At 70.9% G+C, this 16,620-nt stretch carries 13 protein-coding genes; 8 read left to right on the forward strand and 5 right to left on the reverse strand.

Annotated features, from left to right (window positions below; genetic code table 11):
* Positions 1 to 25: 25 nt before the first annotated feature.
* The 3 genes from ACWA14_RS12985 to ACWA14_RS12995 all read right to left on the reverse strand — a co-directional run bounded on the left by ACWA14_RS12985 (position 26) and on the right by ACWA14_RS12995 (position 1,865).
* Positions 26 to 1,003, reverse strand: coding sequence for a 1,4-dihydroxy-2-naphthoate polyprenyltransferase (locus ACWA14_RS12985; protein WP_463794184.1), 978 nt, complete (start codon positions 1,001 to 1,003; stop codon positions 26 to 28).
* An 82-nt stretch (positions 1,004 to 1,085) separates the two neighbouring features.
* Positions 1,086 to 1,376, reverse strand: coding sequence for a DUF4287 domain-containing protein (locus ACWA14_RS12990; RefSeq protein ID WP_463794186.1), 291 nt, complete (start codon positions 1,374 to 1,376; stop codon positions 1,086 to 1,088).
* Positions 1,377 to 1,415: 39 nt separating this feature from the next.
* Positions 1,416 to 1,865 carry an Lrp/AsnC family transcriptional regulator gene (locus ACWA14_RS12995; RefSeq protein ID WP_463794188.1) on the reverse strand — a complete coding sequence of 150 codons (450 nt, stop codon included), beginning with the start codon at positions 1,863 to 1,865 and terminating at the stop codon, positions 1,416 to 1,418.
* 72 nt (positions 1,866 to 1,937) lie between these two features.
* Here ACWA14_RS12995 and ACWA14_RS13000 point away from each other — a divergent pair, with 72 nt between their 5' ends.
* Together ACWA14_RS13000 and ACWA14_RS13005 are read left to right on the forward strand one after the other, a co-directional pair.
* Positions 1,938 to 3,377: a DUF6421 family protein gene (locus tag ACWA14_RS13000; protein WP_463794190.1), complete on the forward strand. Its 1,440-nt coding sequence runs from the start codon at positions 1,938 to 1,940 to the stop codon at positions 3,375 to 3,377.
* Positions 3,378 to 3,478: 101 nt separating this feature from the next.
* Complete coding sequence (locus ACWA14_RS13005; protein WP_463794193.1) at positions 3,479 to 4,117, forward strand: SDR family NAD(P)-dependent oxidoreductase; 639 nt, start codon at positions 3,479 to 3,481, stop codon at positions 4,115 to 4,117.
* A gap of 3 nt (positions 4,118 to 4,120) precedes the next feature.
* On the opposite strand, the gene ACWA14_RS13010 is transcribed toward ACWA14_RS13005, so the two are convergent.
* Positions 4,121 to 5,635 (reverse strand): MFS transporter, encoded by a 1,515-nt coding sequence (locus ACWA14_RS13010; protein ID WP_463794195.1) that lies wholly within the window; start codon positions 5,633 to 5,635, stop codon positions 4,121 to 4,123.
* Positions 5,636 to 5,699: 64 nt separating this feature from the next.
* Here ACWA14_RS13010 and ACWA14_RS13015 point away from each other — a divergent pair, with 64 nt between their 5' ends.
* Entirely contained in the window at positions 5,700 to 6,767 is a 1,068-nt protein-coding gene (locus ACWA14_RS13015; RefSeq protein ID WP_463794197.1) for a threonine aldolase family protein, read from the forward strand.
* 21 nt (positions 6,768 to 6,788) lie between these two features.
* On the opposite strand, the gene ACWA14_RS13020 is transcribed toward ACWA14_RS13015, so the two are convergent.
* The gene (locus ACWA14_RS13020) at positions 6,789 to 7,394 is read right to left on the reverse strand and encodes a DUF4916 domain-containing protein (protein ID WP_463794199.1); all 606 of its coding nucleotides are present in this window, start codon (positions 7,392 to 7,394) and stop codon (positions 6,789 to 6,791) included.
* Between the two features lie 72 nt (positions 7,395 to 7,466).
* Here ACWA14_RS13020 and ACWA14_RS13025 point away from each other — a divergent pair, with 72 nt between their 5' ends.
* The 5 genes from ACWA14_RS13025 (at position 7,467) to ACWA14_RS13045 (ending at position 16,579) form a co-directional block, all read left to right on the forward strand.
* Positions 7,467 to 8,123: an alpha/beta hydrolase gene (locus ACWA14_RS13025; RefSeq protein WP_463794201.1), complete on the forward strand. Its 657-nt coding sequence runs from the start codon at positions 7,467 to 7,469 to the stop codon at positions 8,121 to 8,123.
* A 267-nt stretch (positions 8,124 to 8,390) separates the two neighbouring features.
* On the forward strand, positions 8,391 to 10,082 hold the full coding sequence (locus ACWA14_RS13030) for an ABC-F family ATP-binding cassette domain-containing protein (RefSeq protein ID WP_463794203.1): 1,692 nt from the start codon (positions 8,391 to 8,393) through the stop codon (positions 10,080 to 10,082).
* A gap of 46 nt (positions 10,083 to 10,128) precedes the next feature.
* On the forward strand, positions 10,129 to 14,826 hold the full coding sequence (locus ACWA14_RS13035; RefSeq protein ID WP_463794205.1) for an ATP-dependent helicase: 4,698 nt from the start codon (positions 10,129 to 10,131) through the stop codon (positions 14,824 to 14,826).
* 62 nt (positions 14,827 to 14,888) lie between these two features.
* A complete protein-coding gene (locus ACWA14_RS13040) occupies positions 14,889 to 15,806 on the forward strand; it encodes an EI24 domain-containing protein (protein WP_463794207.1) in 918 nt (305 codons plus the stop codon).
* The gene (locus ACWA14_RS13045; RefSeq protein WP_463794209.1) at positions 15,806 to 16,579 is read left to right on the forward strand and encodes a DNA-formamidopyrimidine glycosylase family protein; all 774 of its coding nucleotides are present in this window, start codon (positions 15,806 to 15,808) and stop codon (positions 16,577 to 16,579) included. The genes ACWA14_RS13040 and ACWA14_RS13045 overlap by 1 nt, the downstream gene beginning before the upstream one ends.
* Positions 16,580 to 16,620: the final 41 nt, after the last annotated feature.

Here is a 16,620-nt window from a genome sequence, read left to right on the forward strand (position 1 = left end):
CCGCTGCCGTCGGCCCAGGGGCGGCTCAGCCGACGAAGGCCCAGAACAGCGCACCGGCGTACAGCAGCGCCGTGAGCGAGGTGAGCGCCAGAGCGATGACGAGTTCCTTCGGCAGTCGATACGTCCACACGATCAGCACGGCCGGAAGAGCGGAGAGCAGCGCCAGGAGCGACAGCCACGCGATCGGGAACAGCAGGGCGAGGAAGGCCGCGATGCCGAACGGCGCGAGGATGAACAGGGTGAACAGCACCCGGGTCGCCCGGCGCCCGATCAGCACCGTGAGGGTGCGCTTGCCCACCGCGCGATCCTGATCGATGTCACGGAGGTTGTTCGCCAGCAGCACGGCGCACGCGAACAGCCCGGCCGCGATCGCGCCCAGCCACGCCTGCTGCGGGAGCTGGAAGACCTGCACCCAGGTCGTGCCGAGCGTGGCGACGAGTCCGAAGAACACGAAGACGAACACCTCGCCGAGGCCGGCGTACCCGTAGGGGCGCTTGCCGCCGGTGTAGAACCACGCCGCGACGATGCAGGCGGCACCGACGGCCAGCATCCACCACTGCTCGGTGCGCACGACGATCGCGATGCCGACCGCCGCGGCGAGCGCGAAGAAGACGAGGGCGATGATCAGCACGGTGCGGGGAGACACGCGCCCGGATGCCGTGAGCCGGGCGGGCCCCACCCGGACCGCGTCGGTGCCGCGGATGCCGTCGCTGTAGTCGTTGGCGAAGTTCACGCCGATCTGCAGCAGCACCGCGACCGCGAGGCAGGCGAGCGCGATGACCCAGTGGAACTCCGGGCCGGTGCTGCGGGCCGCACCCGTGCCGATCAGGACCGGTGCGACGGCCAGCGGCAGCGTGCGCAGGCGGGCCGCGCCGATCCAGTCGCCGACCGTGACGGGACCCGCTTCGATCACGGGCTGCCGGGCGGGGTTGCCGCTGGCCCGCTTCGCGGGATTGCCGCTCACGCGGGCCGTGCTCTTCTTGCTCTTCGACGATGCTGCCACGCAGGGAATCCTACTGGGGACGGCGAGGAGGGCCCTTCGACCGGGCCGAGGAACGGGCTGGGATGCGGAGCCCGTCGATGCGTCAGGGGTTCGGGTTCGAGTCCTTGCCGTCGAGCCACAGCGTGTCGGATGCGTCGCCGTGCGCGCCGCTCCTGCCGACGTGCGTGTCGCTGATCTTCGGCCCCTTGAGGATCACGTGCACCATGGCCTGCGCGTGACCGTGGCCGAGACCGTACTCCTCCTTGAGCCAGTTCAGGACGACCGTGGACTTCGTCGTCTCGTCGAAGCCCTGCTCCTTCGCGAGTGCGATGAACTGCCGCGGGGTGAGTCCGGTCTGGGTCTCGACCTTGTCGAGGTACGCCTGGAACGACATGGTGTCTCCTGTCGAGCGATGGGACTGTCGCTCGCGAGGCTACTCCACCGGGAGGATCGGCCGGTGCTCGTAATAGGTCTGCAGGACGACGGTCGTGCGGGTGCTGACGTTCGCGGCGGTACGGATGTCGCGCACGAGCTCCTCGAGCGCACGGGGCGAGGCGACCCGGACGAACAGCATGTAGCTGGCGTCGCCGGCGATCGAGTGGCAGGCCTCGATCGCGTCGAGATGTTCCAGCAGCTCCGGAGCGTTGTCGGGCTGGGCAGGGTCGAGCGGGGTGATCTCGATGAAGGCGGAGAGCGGCGTTCCGACCAGTTCGGGGTCGAGGATGGCACGGTACCCCGTGATCACGCCACGGGCCTCCAGGCGGCGCAGACGGGACTGGACGGCCGAGACCGAGAGGCCGACGGCATCCGAGAGGTGGGAGAGCGTCGCGCGTCCGTCACGGGCGATCTCCGCGACGATCGCGCGGTCGACAGAATCATCCATGGATGTAAGATTACCGTGAGTATTTCGTTATGACCGGAAAATTTCCGGCATGCCGCGCGATCGGAGGTCCCGATGTCCATCATTTCCGCCAACAGCTCCGCTGCACAGGCCATCGTCGGCGAACCCGAGGTCGTCGAGGACGCGTCGGTCGCCGAGCAGTCCGCCGCCTGGGCGCAGCTGAAGGATGCCGCGATCGCGATCCGCGAGCTGCAGATCAAGGACGGCTCGATCCCGGACGCCGCGCACCACGACGACGCCCGCACGCTCGTCGCGACGATCACCGCCGGCATCCGCGCGCTCGCCCCCGCCTTCCCGCACGACGCCGAGTACCTCGCGGCATCCGTCGTCGACTTCGACCGCTGGGCGGCCGCGGACTTCGGCGTGCCGGACTTCCTCGACTCCCTGCTGGCGTTCCAGCCGCAGCAGCACCGCATCGACGGCATCCGCCACCTCGTCGTGTTCCCGATGTACACGCAGAACGGTTCGAGCGACCGCCTCGTCGAAGCGCTCATCGTCGAGACGATCTGGCCGGAGTTCATCGCCGCGCTCGAGGCCGGCGACTACGGCAACAAGCTGTTCGTCTCGCTGCGACTGGTCGACTTCACGCCTGGTTACGACACGAACTCGGCCGTGCTGTTCCCCGAGACCGTCGCGATGCGCGAGATCCCGAGCTTCACCTGGGGCGCGATCTTCCAGGACCGCGAAGCCGCGCGCTACCGTCGTGTCACTCGTGCCGCCGCGGAGATCACGAAGCTCGAGCTGCCCGAGCAGGCGGCGGCGATGCTCGACGATCAGGCGCTGACCGAGCGCGCGTTCGTGATGTGGGACATCATCCACGACCGCACGCACATGCGCGGCGACCTGCCGTTCGACCCCTTCATGATCAAGCAGCGCATGCCGTTCTTCCTGTACTCGCTGGAGGAGCTGCGGTGCGATCTGACCGCGTTCCGCGAGTCCGTCCGGATCCAGCGGACGTTGTCGGCACGCGTCGAGGCGGGCGATACGCTGACGGCCTCCGAGCGGGAGATGCTCGAGCATGCACCGCTCGTGCAGTACGCCGTGATCTTCGACCGGATCTTCCGCTTCGCGATCACCGGATCCCGGGTGCGCAACTACGACGGGCTGGGCGGCCAGCTGCTGTTCGCGTGGCTGCACCAGCGCGGAGTGCTGCACTGGACCGACACCGCGCTCGCCTTCGACTGGGACGGCGTCCCCGACGCCGTGGTGGCCCTCGGCGATGCGATCGACGAGCTGTACTGGCGCTCGATCGACCGCCCGAAGACGGCGCACTGGCTGGCGGCGTACGACCTCGTGCGCAGCGTGCTGACGCCGCACCCCGCGTCGAACTGGGCGCGCGGACTGTCCGACGAGATCCTCTCGGGGGCGCCGAAGGGGTACACCGACGCGGTGCTGGATGACGAGTTCCCGCTGTCGATGTTCTTCGAGGCACTCGACAAGAAGATGAAGCCCGTGATCGAGTCGACGGTCGGCATCCGCGGGACGGACGACTGAGGTGAGGCTCCGCCCTTCGCCGGTCGGCCCCTCTGTGTGCGAGCCACCCCTCTTTGTGCGTGCACAAAGGGACGGCTCGCACACAAGGGGGTGGCTCGGTGATGAGTGAGCCACGCACCGTCGTGCTCGCGGGAGCGACCAGCACGTCGGGACTCACGGTCGCCCGCGCACTCGGGGAGGCAGGTGCGCGCGTGATCGCGACCGGGCGCTCCGCGGAACGTCTGCAGCCCCTGCGGGAGGCCGGAGCCGAGGTCGAGGTCGCCGACGCCACATCGCTCTCCGAGATGACCGCACTCGCCGCCCGGCTCGGCGCCGTCGACGCGGTGATCCCGTTGGTGGGCGGCTGGCGGGGCGGCGGCGGGCTCGCCGGACAGTCCGACGACGACTTCGCCGCCCTTCTGCCCGCCCTCGCGGCCGTGCGCGCGACGAGCCGTGCGTTCGACGCGGCGCTGCAGGCCTCGGATGCCGGGCGCTTCGCGATCGTGTCGTCGACGGCGGTCGCCCGTCCCCTCGCCGGGGGCGCGAACTACGCCGCGGTCAAGGCCGCGAGCGAAGCCTGGACCCGCGCGGTCGCCCACGGCTTCGCGAAGGCCGCCCGCGACGGCGGCGCGCCCCTGCGCGCGGCCTCCGTGGTCTTCCGCGCGAAAGCGCTCGATCCCGCGACGCTCACCCCCGCCCTGCTGGCCCTGTGGGACACGGATGCTGCGGAGCTCAACGATCGGATCATCGAGCTCGCCTGACCCCTAGGCGCGCGGCTCCGGGAACTCCGGGGGCTGACCGCGCACGGGAGGCGGAGCCTCCAGCACGCGGTCCTCGGGGCGTCGCTCGCTCGCGCGCTCCGCGCCGCGGGCTGCGTGAACGCCGTCACTTCCGCCACCGCCCTCGCCGCCCTCACTCCCGGCACCCTGAGGCTCGGCACCGTCGCGGTCGGCGCCCGGCTGCTGGACAGGGGCCTGGGCGTACAGATCGGTGAGCTGCCGGTACGACTTCGTGAAGAACGCGAGCGTCGCGACGACCACCATCACGAGTCCGGCGAACAGACAGATCAGAGCGATGCCACGCGCCTCCCCCTCGCCCAGCAGCCACCCCCACTGACGCTGACCCTCGGCCGTGCGCATGTACGGGATGATCAGGAACTCGGCGATCGGGGCGATCAGGAACGCCGTGATCGGAGCCGCCGCGGCCTCCATCGCCGCCGCCACGCCGAAGACACGGCCCTGCCGCTCGAACGGCACGACCTTCTGGATGACCGTCTGCTCGGCCGCCTCGACCGGCGGCACGAGGGCCATGTAGATCCACATGCCGATCACGTACAGCGGCCACCACTCGCGGAGCATGAACACCGAGCCCAGCAGCCCCATCGCGATCACGACCAGGAGCATCGTGCGCATCGGCTTCCTGCCGAGGCCGAACTTCGCCACCAGCGCGCCGCCGATCAGGAATCCCGTCGAGGCGAACGCCAGCGCGAATCCCCACATCTGGGCATCGAACAGCGTCAATCCGTACGGGTCCATCAGCGCCATGTAGACGCCGCCGATCAGGTTGTTGAACGTCGAGAAGATGATGAGCGCGAACAACCCGGGCGCGAGCCGGATCGCCCGCACACTGCCCCGGAAGTCGAGGGCGTTCTTCGCCTCCGGCTCGGCCTCCGGCTGCCCCTCGGGAATGCGGATGAACAGCAGATGCACGAAGGTCACGACCATCGCGGCGATCGCGATCACGAGCGTCCACCCCATGCCGAGGAATCCGATCGACAGCCCCGAGAAGACGCTCGTGACGAGGAAGGCCAGCCCCTGCACGGTGCCGACGAGACCGTTGGCGTTGGCGCGCCTCTCTTCGGGCACGAGCAGCGTGACCGTCGTCGAGAGGGCGATGTTGCGCAACTGCTCGATCACGCCGCCGAACAGGATCACGGCCGAGAAGATCCAGAACCAGGGGCCACCGAGGTCCAGCAGGGCGGCCTCGGACTGCGTCATGTAGACGATTCCGGCGAGCAGGAACGCGACCGCCGAGATCACGCTGGAGAGCAGCATGACCGTGTGCTTGCGGTGGCGGTCGACGATGGTGCCGAAGACCATCGCGAAGAACGCGATGAACAGCATGTAGGCGCCGCCGATGATGCCCGTGGCGAGCACGGACTGCGTCTCGATGTACACCCAGAAGGTGAGGGCGAACCACAGGAAGCTCGTCGTCACATTGGCGATCAACGTGTTGACGAGGACGTTCGCGAAAGCGGTTCCGGCCGCGGTGCGCTGCATGCTCCGAGGGTAGAGCGCCCCACCGACATCCGGAAGACCCTCATCCGGGCCGTAGGCTTGACCGGTGAGCATTCAGCATGACCCTCAGATCCGCGGTTTCGCCAGCGACAACTACTCCGGGATCCACCCCGAGGTCCTCGCCGCGATCGCCCAGGCGAACGACGGGCACCAGGGCGCCTACGGCAGTGACGCGTACACCGCACGTCTGCAGGAGGTCGTCCGCGGGCACTTCGGCGAGACGGCCGAGGCCTTCCCGGTGTTCAACGGCACCGGGGCCAACGTCACCGGCCTGCAGTCGATGCTGCCGCGCTGGGGCGCTGTGATCGCGGCATCCACCGCCCACATCAACGTCGACGAGGGCGGAGCACCCGAGAAGATCGGCGGCTTCAAGCTGCTGACGGTGCCGACCGACGACGGCAAACTCACCCCCGACCTCATCGACCGCGAGGCATGGGGCTGGGGCGACGAGCACCGCGCGCAGCCTCTGGTCGTCTCGATCACGCAGTCGACCGAACTCGGCACGCTGTACACCCCGGAAGAGATCCGCGCGATCGCCGACCACGCGCACGAGCGCGGCATGAAGCTGCACCTCGACGGTGCGCGCCTGTCGAACGCGGCCGCCGCCCTCGACGTCCCGCTGCGGGCCATCACCCGTGACGCCGGCGTCGACGTGCTCAGCTTCGGCGGCACGAAGAACGGCGCGATGCTCGGCGAGGCGATCGTGGTGCTCGAGCCCTCGGCATCCGACGGGCTCGTGTACTCCCGCAAGTTCAACATGCAGCTGTCCTCGAAGATGCGCTTCGTCTCGGCGCAGCTCATCGCCCTGCTCGAGGGCGATCTGTGGCTGCGCAACGCCCGGCACGCCAATGCGATGGCCGCCCGCCTGCGCGGCGCGATCGAGCAGGGCATCGCCTCCGGAGCGATCGACGGCGTCGCCTTCACCCAGCCCACGCAGTCCAACGGCGTCTTCGCGACCGTGCCGGACGGCGTCGCGGATGCGCTGCGGGAGTCGTTCCGCTTCTACGACTGGGATGCCGCGCGCAACGAGGTCCGCTGGATGTGCAGCTTCGACACGCACGAGGACGACGTGGACGCCTTCGTGGCGGAGCTCGCCCGCCTCACCACCGCCTGATCCGGGCGCTCGGGCCTCCGACTAGCGGAGCAGTCCGAGGTTGGCGAGCGCCAGACGGATGAGCGTGCCTCGGCCGCCCTCCATCTCGGCCGCGACCGCGTCGGATGCGGCCGCCTCGGGCGAGAACCACGTGACCTCGAGGGCGTCCTGACGCGGCTCGCACGTTCCGGTCACGGGAACCACGAACGCCAGCGACACCGCGTGCTGACGGTCGTCGTGGTACGCGCTGACCCCGGGCATCGGGAAGTACTCGGCCACCGTGAACGGCAGCGGCTGCGGCGGCAGCAGGGGGAAGGCCATCGGTCCGAGGTCGTTCTCGACGTGGCGGAAGAGGGCATCGCGGATCGTCTCGCCGAAGCGGACGCGACCCGACACGATCGTGCGGGTCATCTCGCCCATCGGCGTCGACCGCAACAGGATGCCGATCTCGGTCACCTGTCCCGAGCCGTCGGTGCGCACCGGAATGGCCTCGACGTACAGCATCGGCAGGTGCCGCCGGGCCTCGGCGAGCTCGAAGTCGCTCAGCCAGCCGGGGTTGGACCCGGGGACCGGTGCATTCTGGTCGCGGTACGCACCGAGACCGTCGTCTTCGGGTTCCGGATCGGGATCAGGTGTGCGGACGGACATGTGTCCTTTCTACCAGCCGCATCCCGATCCCGGCACAGAACGCACGTCGGCACCCCCTGGCAGGATGGTCGGATGAGCGCGCACCTGACGATCGACGACACCGCGACCCGCTGGTCGACCGACCGACGCGACGGGATGCCGCTGCTGGTGCTGCTGCACGGCTACGGGTCCGACGAGCACGACCTGTTCGGCCTCGTCCCGTACCTGCCTCCCGGCATCGCCGTGGCCGCCGTGGCTGCTCCGCTCAGTCCGCCGTGGCCCATGCCGGGGCGATCCTGGTACCCGATCGAGGGGCTCGACGGCCGCAGCGGAGACGCCGTGACGGCGGCCTCCGACGCACTGCTGCGCTGGCTCGACATCGCCGCCGTCGGCGCATCCTCGGTCGCACTCCTGGGCTTCTCGCAGGGCGCGGCCGTCGCGCTGCAGGCCCTACGGCTCGACCCCGAGCGCTTCGGGGCCGTGACCGCACTCAGCGGATACGTCGCGAGCGGCGAGCTGCCGCGCGATGAGGATCTGCGGGAGCGTCGCCCCGCGGTGTTCTGGGGGCGGGGCTCGCATGACGACGTGATCCCGCCGGCACTGATCGACCAGACGGCGCAGTGGCTCCCGGATCACTCGGAGCTCTCGGGACGCGTGTACCCGGGACTCACACACAGCATCTCGGAGGACGAACTGGCCGATGTGCGGCTGTTCCTCGACAAGTGGGTCGACGGCATCGAGCAGAAGTAGCACTCGGGCCGCGTCGCGGGACTTCCCGCCTCGGGGCGACTCGCGTCGGGGTTGCGCCGTGCGACACGCCCGGGTATCGTCGGCGAGTCCTGTCCGCCGTGTCTGGAAGTCCTTTGATCTGATCCGTCGCCTCCGCGCCCCTTCTTCCGCGCGCTGACCCGACGATCGCCGACTCACACGGCCCGCACCGCCTCTCGAAGGCGTCGACTCTCGACGACCCCGCGGTGTTCCGGTGTCAGTGCACCCATGCACTCGACAGGAGACCCCATGTCCACCCCGACCCCGCACGCAGCGGTCACACTCGACCGCCTCACCGTCACCTGGCCCGACGGATCGACGGCCCTCCGGGAGGTGTCCGGCTCGTTCGGCGCCGGGCGCACCGGACTCGTCGGCCGCAACGGCTCCGGCAAGTCCACGCTGCTGCGTGTGATCGCCGGCGAGCTCTCGCCGGCCTCCGGCTCCGTGCACACGAGCGGCGAGGTCGCCTACCTCCCGCAGCGGCTGACGCTCGATGTCGACCGCCGCGTCGCCGAGCTGCTCGGCGTCGCGACCGCCCTCGACGCCGTGCGCGCGATCGCCGCCGGTGACGTCGACCCCGCACACTTCGACGCGGTCGGCGACGACTGGGACATCGAGGCGCGCGCCGAGGCCTCTCTGGGAGAAGCCGGGCTCGCCCCCGAGTTCCTCGACCGACGTGTCGGTGAGCTCTCCGGCGGCGAGGCCGTGCTGGTGGCGATCGCCGGCATCCGCCTGCGCCGCGCCCCGATCACCCTGCTGGACGAGCCCACCAACAATCTCGATCGCGACGCCCGCACGAAGCTCGCCGCGATGATCGCCGCCTGGACGGGGACGCTGATCGTGGTCAGCCACGACGTGTCCCTGCTCGAGCTGATGGACGAGACGGCGGAGCTGTACGGGCAGCGTCTGAACGTGTTCGGCGGACCGTACTCGGAGTGGCGCGCCTGGCTCGACACGGAGCAGAACGCCGCCCAGCAGGCCGAGCGGGATGCGGCACAGGCCGTGCGCAAGGAGAAGCGGCAGCGGATCGAGGCCGAGACCAAGCTCGCGCACCGCTCCCGCACCGCGAAGAAGGCGGAGATCGAGAAGCGCGTGCCGAAGATCGTCGCGCATGGCCGCAGGATGGCCGCCGAGGTGTCGGCGGGCAAGCTGCGCACCGAGGTCGGGGCGAAGGAGGATGCCGCGCGCGCCGCGCACGACGAGGCCGGTCGCCGGATCCGCTCGGATGCCGCGATGAAGATCGAGCTGCCCGATCCCCGGGTGTCACGGAGTCGCCGCATCGCCACGATCGGAGATGCGGAGCGGTCGTGGGTGATCCAGGGACCCGAGCGGGTCGCGCTGATCGGGCGTAACGGGGCGGGGAAGACCACGCTGCTCGAGCGGCTGGTCGCGGATGCCCAGGGTCTGGACGTTCACAATTCAGGCAGAACGGGCGCCGACGGCTCGAAATCGCCCGATTCGGGCGGATCCGCGGAATCCGGACTGAATACGGAACGACCGGCGCTGCGTGCCGAGGCGCATACGGAGCTCGTCGGCTATCTTCCGCAGCGCGTGGACGGCCTCGACGAGCACCGCTCGGTGGTCGAGAACATCGCGCAGGCCGCCCCCCATGTGCCGGAGAAGGAGTTGCGCAACCGGCTGGCACGGTTCCTGATCCGCGGCGCGACCGCCGACCGCCCGGTGTCGGCGCTCTCCGGCGGCGAGCGGTTCCGGGTGGCGTTGGCCGCACTGCTGCTCTCCGATCCGGCGCCGCATCTCGTGGTGCTCGACGAGCCCACGAACAACCTCGACCTCGACACGGTCGATCATCTGGTCGACGCGCTGCGCGGCTACCGCGGAGCCGTGCTCGTCGTGAGCCACGACGACGCGTTCCTGCGCCGGCTCGATCTCGACCTGACGCTCGAGATCTCGACGGACGGCACCCTGCAGGAGGCGGGGTGACCGCGCCGACTCCCCCGATGTCGCAGGCCTCGACCAAGATGGAGTCATGAGCGATGCTTCGTCGAGCTCCGCACATCCCGTGCTCGACCGATTCACCCCCGCGACGCAGGACTGGTTCCGGGGCGCGTTCCCCGCGCCCACCCCGGCGCAGGCCGGCGCATGGAACGCGATCTCCGCCGGCAAGCACGCGCTGGTCGTGGCCCCGACCGGATCCGGCAAGACGCTGTCGGCCTTCCTCTGGGCGATCGACAGGGTGTTCCGCGAGCGCCTCGACCAGGCCGACGAGAGGCCGTCGAAGTCCGCGAAGCCATCGGCGTCCGAGAAGCGCGAGAAGGATGCCTCGCGCACCCGCATCCTCTACATCTCCCCGCTCAAGGCCCTCGGCGTCGACGTCGAGCGCAACCTCCGCTCCCCGCTCATCGGGATCGGTCAGTCGGCCAGACGCCTCGGGCTCCCCGCTCCGTCGGTCACGGTCGGCGTGCGCTCGGGCGACACCACCTCGAGCGATCGACGCAAGCTCGTCTCCGATCCGCCGGACATCCTCATCACGACGCCGGAGTCGCTGTACCTGATGCTCACCAGTCGCGCCGGCGAGACCCTCCGCGACGTGCACACCGTCATCATCGACGAAGTGCACGCGGTCGCCGCGACCAAGCGCGGCGCGCATCTCGCGGTGAGCCTGGAGCGACTCGACGCCCTCCGCCGCTCGCACGGCACCGAGACGGCCGCCCAGCGCATCGGGCTGTCGGCCACCGTGCGCCCGATCGACGAGGTCGCGCGCTTCCTCGGCGGCTCCGCCCCGGTCGAGATCGTGGCGCCGCCGGCATCCAAGACCTTCGAGCTGTCGGTCGTCGTGCCCATGGACGACATGACGAATCCGCCCCCGCCGCCCGGCGCACCCGCGGAGACCCCGGGAGACGACGCCGAATACACCGAGGTGACCGGATCGGTGTGGCCCCATGTCGAGGAGGCGATCGTCGACCGCATCCTGCAGAACAACTCGACGATCGTGTTCTCCAACTCCCGCCGCCTCGCCGAACGCCTGACCGGTCGCCTCAACGAGATCTACTCCGAGCGCGTCGGGGTGCCCGTCCCCGACGCCGCCGTGCCCGCCGCGATGATGGCGCAGGCCGGGTCGACAGCCGGGGCCGATCCGGTGCTCGCGAAGGCGCACCACGGTTCGGTCTCGAAGGAGCAGCGCGCACTCGTCGAGGAGGAGCTCAAGTCGGGCGTGCTGCGCTGCGTCGTGGCGACGAGCAGCCTCGAGCTCGGCATCGACATGGGTGCGGTCGACCTCGTGATCCAGGTCGAGGCCCCGCCCTCGGCCGCCTCCGGGCTGCAGCGCGTCGGTCGTGCCGGTCACCAGGTCGGCGAGATTAGCCGCGCGGCCCTCTTCCCCAAGCATCGGGGCGACGTGCTGCACACGGCGATCGTCACGGAACGGATGCTGGCGGGCAGGATCGAGGCGATCCAGGTGCCGCGCAATCCGCTCGACATCCTGGCGCAGCAGACGGTCGCGGCGAGTGCGCTCGGCGCGATCAGCGTCGAGGAGTGGTTCGAGACCGTCCGCCGGTCGGCACCGTTCCAGGCGCTGCCCCGCTCCGCGTACGAGGCGACGCTCGATCTGCTCGCGGGCCGCTATCCCTCCGACGAGTTCGCCGAGCTGCGCCCGAGACTCGTGTGGGACCGCGACGCGGGCACCCTGACCGGACGACCCGGTGCGCAGCGCATCGCGGTGACGAGCGGTGGCACCATCCCCGACCGCGGCCTGTTCGGCGTCTTCGTTGCGGGCGAGGGCGCCGGCCGTCGCGTCGGCGAACTCGACGAGGAGATGGTCTACGAATCCCGCGTCGGAGACGTGTTCACACTCGGAACCACGAGTTGGCGGATCGCGGAGATCACCCATGACCGGGTGAACGTGATCCCCGCCTACGGGCAGCCCGGCAAGGTGCCGTTCTGGCACGGCGACGGCATCGGCCGCCCCTTCGAGCTGGGTGAGGCGCTCGGGAAGTTCTCGCGCGAGGTCTCGGGCGCCACCCCGGAGAAGGCGATGCAGCGGCTGCTCGAGGCCGGTCTCGACGAGCAGGCCAGGGGAAACCTGATGGCCCATCTCTCGGAGCAGCGCGAGGCCACGGGCACGCTCCCCACCGACCGCACGCTGACGGTCGAGCGCGGTCGGGACGAGGTCGGCGACTGGCGCGTCATCCTTCATTCCCCTTACGGCATGAAGGTGCACGCGCCCTGGGCGCTGGCCATCAACGCGCGCGTCCGTGAGCGCATCGGCGTGGAGAGTTCGGCCGTCGCGAGCGATGACGGCATCATCGTGCGCATCCCGGACGCGGAGGCCGAGCCTCCCGGGGCGGAACTGTTCGTCTTCGATCCCGACGAGCTCGAGCACCTGGTGACGGAGGAGGTCGGAGGCTCCGCGCTGTTCGCCTCCCGCTTCCGCGAGTGCGCCGCCCGAGCGCTGCTCATGCCGCGCACGAACCCGAACCGACGCTCCCCGCTGTGGCAGCAGCGCCAGCGCTCGGCCCAGCTGCTCGAGGTCGCACGACGGCATCCGACGTTCCCCGTGATCCTCGAGACCCTGCGCGAGGTGCTGCAGGACGTCTACGATCTGCCCTCGCTGCGGAAACTCGCGACCTCGATCGCAGACCGGCGGATCCGACTCGTGGAGACACAGCCGGGCCAGCCGTCGCCGTACGCCCGCGACCTGCTCTTCGGCTACGTCGGCGCGTTCATGTACGAGGGCGACTCGCCACTGGCCGAGCGCCGCGCCGCCGCGCTGTCCGTCGACCCCGCGCTGCTCGGCGAACTGCTCGGCACGGTGGAGCTGCGCGAGCTCCTCGATCCGGCGATCATCGCCCAGTTCGAGCGCGAGGCCCAGCGGCTCGATCCGGAGCGCCGTGCCCGCGGCCTGGAGGGCGTCGCGGATCTGCTGCGGATGCTCGGACCGCTGGATGCGGCCGAGGTCGCCGAGAGGCTCTCCGCCGATGCGGGCACGATCGCGGATGCGGATGTCGATGTCGACGCAGCGGCGGTCCCGGCGGCGGCAACCGAGGCGTCCGCTGCCGCTCACCTCGACGCGCTCGTGACCGCCCGCCGCGCGATCCCGGTGACGATCGCCGGCGTCACGCGCGTCGCCGCGATCGAAGACGCGGGTCGCCTGCGCGATGCGCTGGGTGCGGCGCTGCCCACCGGCATCCCGGTCGCCTTCCTCGAACCGCTCGCCGACCCGCTCGGCGATCTGGTCGCCCGGTACGCACGCACGCACGGGCCGTTCACGACGGAGGCGATCGCCACCCGCTTCGGCATCGGCGCGGCGGTCGCTCGGCACACCCTGCAACGCCTGGACAACGCCGGACGCCTGACGAGCGGCTACTTCCTGCCCGAGGCGGCGGGGTCGGCGGACGACATCGAGTGGTGCGACACCGAGGTGCTCCGACGACTGCGCATGCGCTCCCTCGCCGCGATCCGGGGCAGTGTCGAGCCCGTCTCCCCCGAGGCGTACGCGCGGTTCCTCCCTGACTGGCAGCATCTGCGTCGACCGCTGGAGGGGCTCGACGGCGTCATGAGCGTGATCGAGCAGTTCGCCGGGGTGCCGATCCCGGCGAGCGCCTGGGAGTCGCTGGTCCTGCCGTCGCGGGTGCGGGACTACGCGCCCGGCATGCTCGACGAGCTCACGGCGGCGGGCGAGGTCATCTGGTCGGGCCACGGCACGCTCCCCGGACGCGACGGCTGGGTGTCCCTCCACCCCGCCGACCTGGCGCCCTTCACGCTGCCCGACCCGGATGCCGAGATCGCCGACGACTCCCTCGAGGCGAAGATCATCACGGCGCTGCAGGTCGGCGGCGCGTTCTTCGCGGGGCAGCTGAAGGAGATGACGGAGGCCGAGAACGAGCAGTCCGTTCTGGAAGCGCTGTGGGCGCTCACCTGGGCCGGGCACGTCACAAACGACACGTTCGCGCCGATCCGCTCGCTGCTGGCCGGCGGATCGCAGGCGCACCGCGTCAAGCGCAAGGCACCGCGCACGCGCACCTACCGGGGGATGTCGCTGACCCGCACGGCCCCGCGTCCGTCCGCGATCGGCGGTCGCTGGTCGCTGCTGCCCTCGGTCGAGTCCGACCCCGCGCGACGCGCCACGGTCACGGCGGGGCTGCTCCTCGACCGCTACGGCGTCGTCACGCGCGGCGCGGTGCAGTCCGAGGGAGTGCCGGGCGGCTTCGCGCAGGCGTACCGCGTGCTGGCCGGGTTCGAGGAGGCGGGGCACTGCCGTCGCGGCTATGTGATCGAGCAGCTGGGTGCCGCGCAGTTCGCCGCGTCGGCGACGGTGGATCGTCTGCGCACCTTCGCCGGGCTCGCCGATCCGCCACCACGCCTGGCCGTGACGCTCGCCGCGACCGACCCGGCGAACCCGTACGGCGCGGCCCTCGGGTGGCCCAAGCTGGATGTCTCGCATCGTCCGGGTCGCAAGGCCGGAGGCCTGGTCGTGCTCGTCGACGGCGCGCTCGTGCTTTACCTCGAGCGCGGCGGGCGCACCGTCCTGTCGTTCACGGAGGACGGCGATCTCCTCCGTGCCGCGGCGACCGACCTCGCGAACACAGCCCGCGCCCGCCGACTCGACACCCTCACGGTCGAGAAGGTGAACGGTGAGGGCGTGTACGGCACCGAGCTCGCCCTCGCCCTGCAGGAGGCCGGCTTCGTGGTCACCCCGCGCGGCTACACCCTGCGCAAGGCGGTCTGAATGTGGATGCCGGCGACCGGGCGCCGTCTCCCGACGCCCGGGCGTCTTCTACGCTGGGAGCCATGATCCGAGAGTTCGGCGCCGGCATCCGCCTCCTGCTGCGCGGTTTCGCCCTCTGGCGCACCCGCCCGGGCCTGATGAACCTCGGGCTCGTCCCGGCCGTCATCGCGGTGGTCGTGCTGGCCGCGGCCCTGATCCCGATCGTGCTCGGCATGACGTCGATCTCGACCTTCCTGACACCGTTCGCCGATGGCTGGACCGAGCCCTGGCGAGGTCTGCTGCGCAGCGTCGTCGGCTTCGTGGTGATCGCCGCCGCCCTCGCCCTCGCGAGCGCCGTGTTCAGCGCGCTCACCCTCACGATCGGCGACCCGTTCTACCAGCGCATCTGGCGCGCGGTCGAGGCCGACCTGGGCGACGCCCCGGCGACCGACGGCGGGGGCTTCTGGACCGCGCTCGGCGAGGGCCTGCGCCTCGTGCTCCTCGGCATCCTGATCGCGATCCTCGTCCTGCTGCTCGGTCTGGTGCCCCTGATCGGTGGAGTGCTCGCTCCGGTCGCCGGCGTGTTCCTGTCGGGGCGCATGCTCGCGCGAGAACTCACCGGCCGCTCCTTCGACGCCCGTGACCTCACACCCGCCGACCGCGCCGCGCTGTTCGGCGGCAGCAGGGCCCGCGTCCTCGGCTTCGGGGTCGCGACACAGCTGTGCTTCCTCATCCCCGGCGGCGCCGTCGTCGTCATGCCCGCGGCCGTCGCCGGTGCGACGATGCTCGCTCGCACCATGATGCAGCGGGCACCCCAGGCGCCCGGGCCGGGCGTCCCGGCGCCGGCTGTCACGCCGCCTCCGCCCGCGCCCTCCGCCGCGCGCGCCGTCATCCCGCCACCACCTGCGCCCGCCGGCCGCCCGACGTCCACACCGCCGCCGCCCGCGCCCGCCGGCCGCCCGACGTCCCCCCCCCCGCCACCACCGGCCGGAGATCGCTGATGCCCGAGGGCGACACCGTCTTCCGCGCCGCGCGCCGTCTCGACGAGGCGCTCGCGGGCGCGGACGCCACCCGCTTCGATCTGCGCGTCCCGCAGGCGGCGACGATCGATCTGACCGGTCAACCCATCCACGGTGCCGTGGCGCGCGGCAAGCATCTGCTGCTGCGCGTGGGCGACAGCACGCTGCATTCGCACCTGCGCATGGACGGCGCGTGGTTCATCTACGCGCCGGGCGAGAAGTGGCGGCATCCGGCGTTCAAGGTGCGCGCGATCGTCGGCACGGCCGAGCGCGAGGCCGTGGGCGTCGACCTCGCGGAGATCGAGGTCGTGCCCACCCGCGACGAAGAGCAGCTGGTGGGCTATCTCGGCCCCGACCCCCTCGCCGCCGACTGGGATGCGGCCGAGGCCGTGCGACGACTCGGAGCCGACACGCGCAGCATCCACGTGGCGCTGCTCGATCAGCGCAACGTCGCGGGCTTCGGCAACGTCTATGCGGCGGAACTGCTGTTCCTGCGCGGAATCCTGCCGACCACCCCGATGCCGGAGGTCGACGTCGCTGCCCTGATCGAGCTCGGCGTGCGGACGATCCGCGCCAACCGCGATCGCTCCGGTCGCACCTTCACCGGCATCAATCGCCCGGGGCAGGCGATGTGGGTCTACGGGCGGGCGGGCAAGCCCTGCCGGCGCTGCGGAACACTGATCCGGCGTGGGGAGCAGGGGGCCGATCCGACCCGCGAACGCATCACTTTCTGGTGCCCGTCCTGCCAGCGCTGACCAGCATCCCCCGGAGGGAATGAATCACCCCCGTCCCCTGT

Source organism: Microbacterium sp. TW_SC_2 (genome assembly GCF_055361165.1).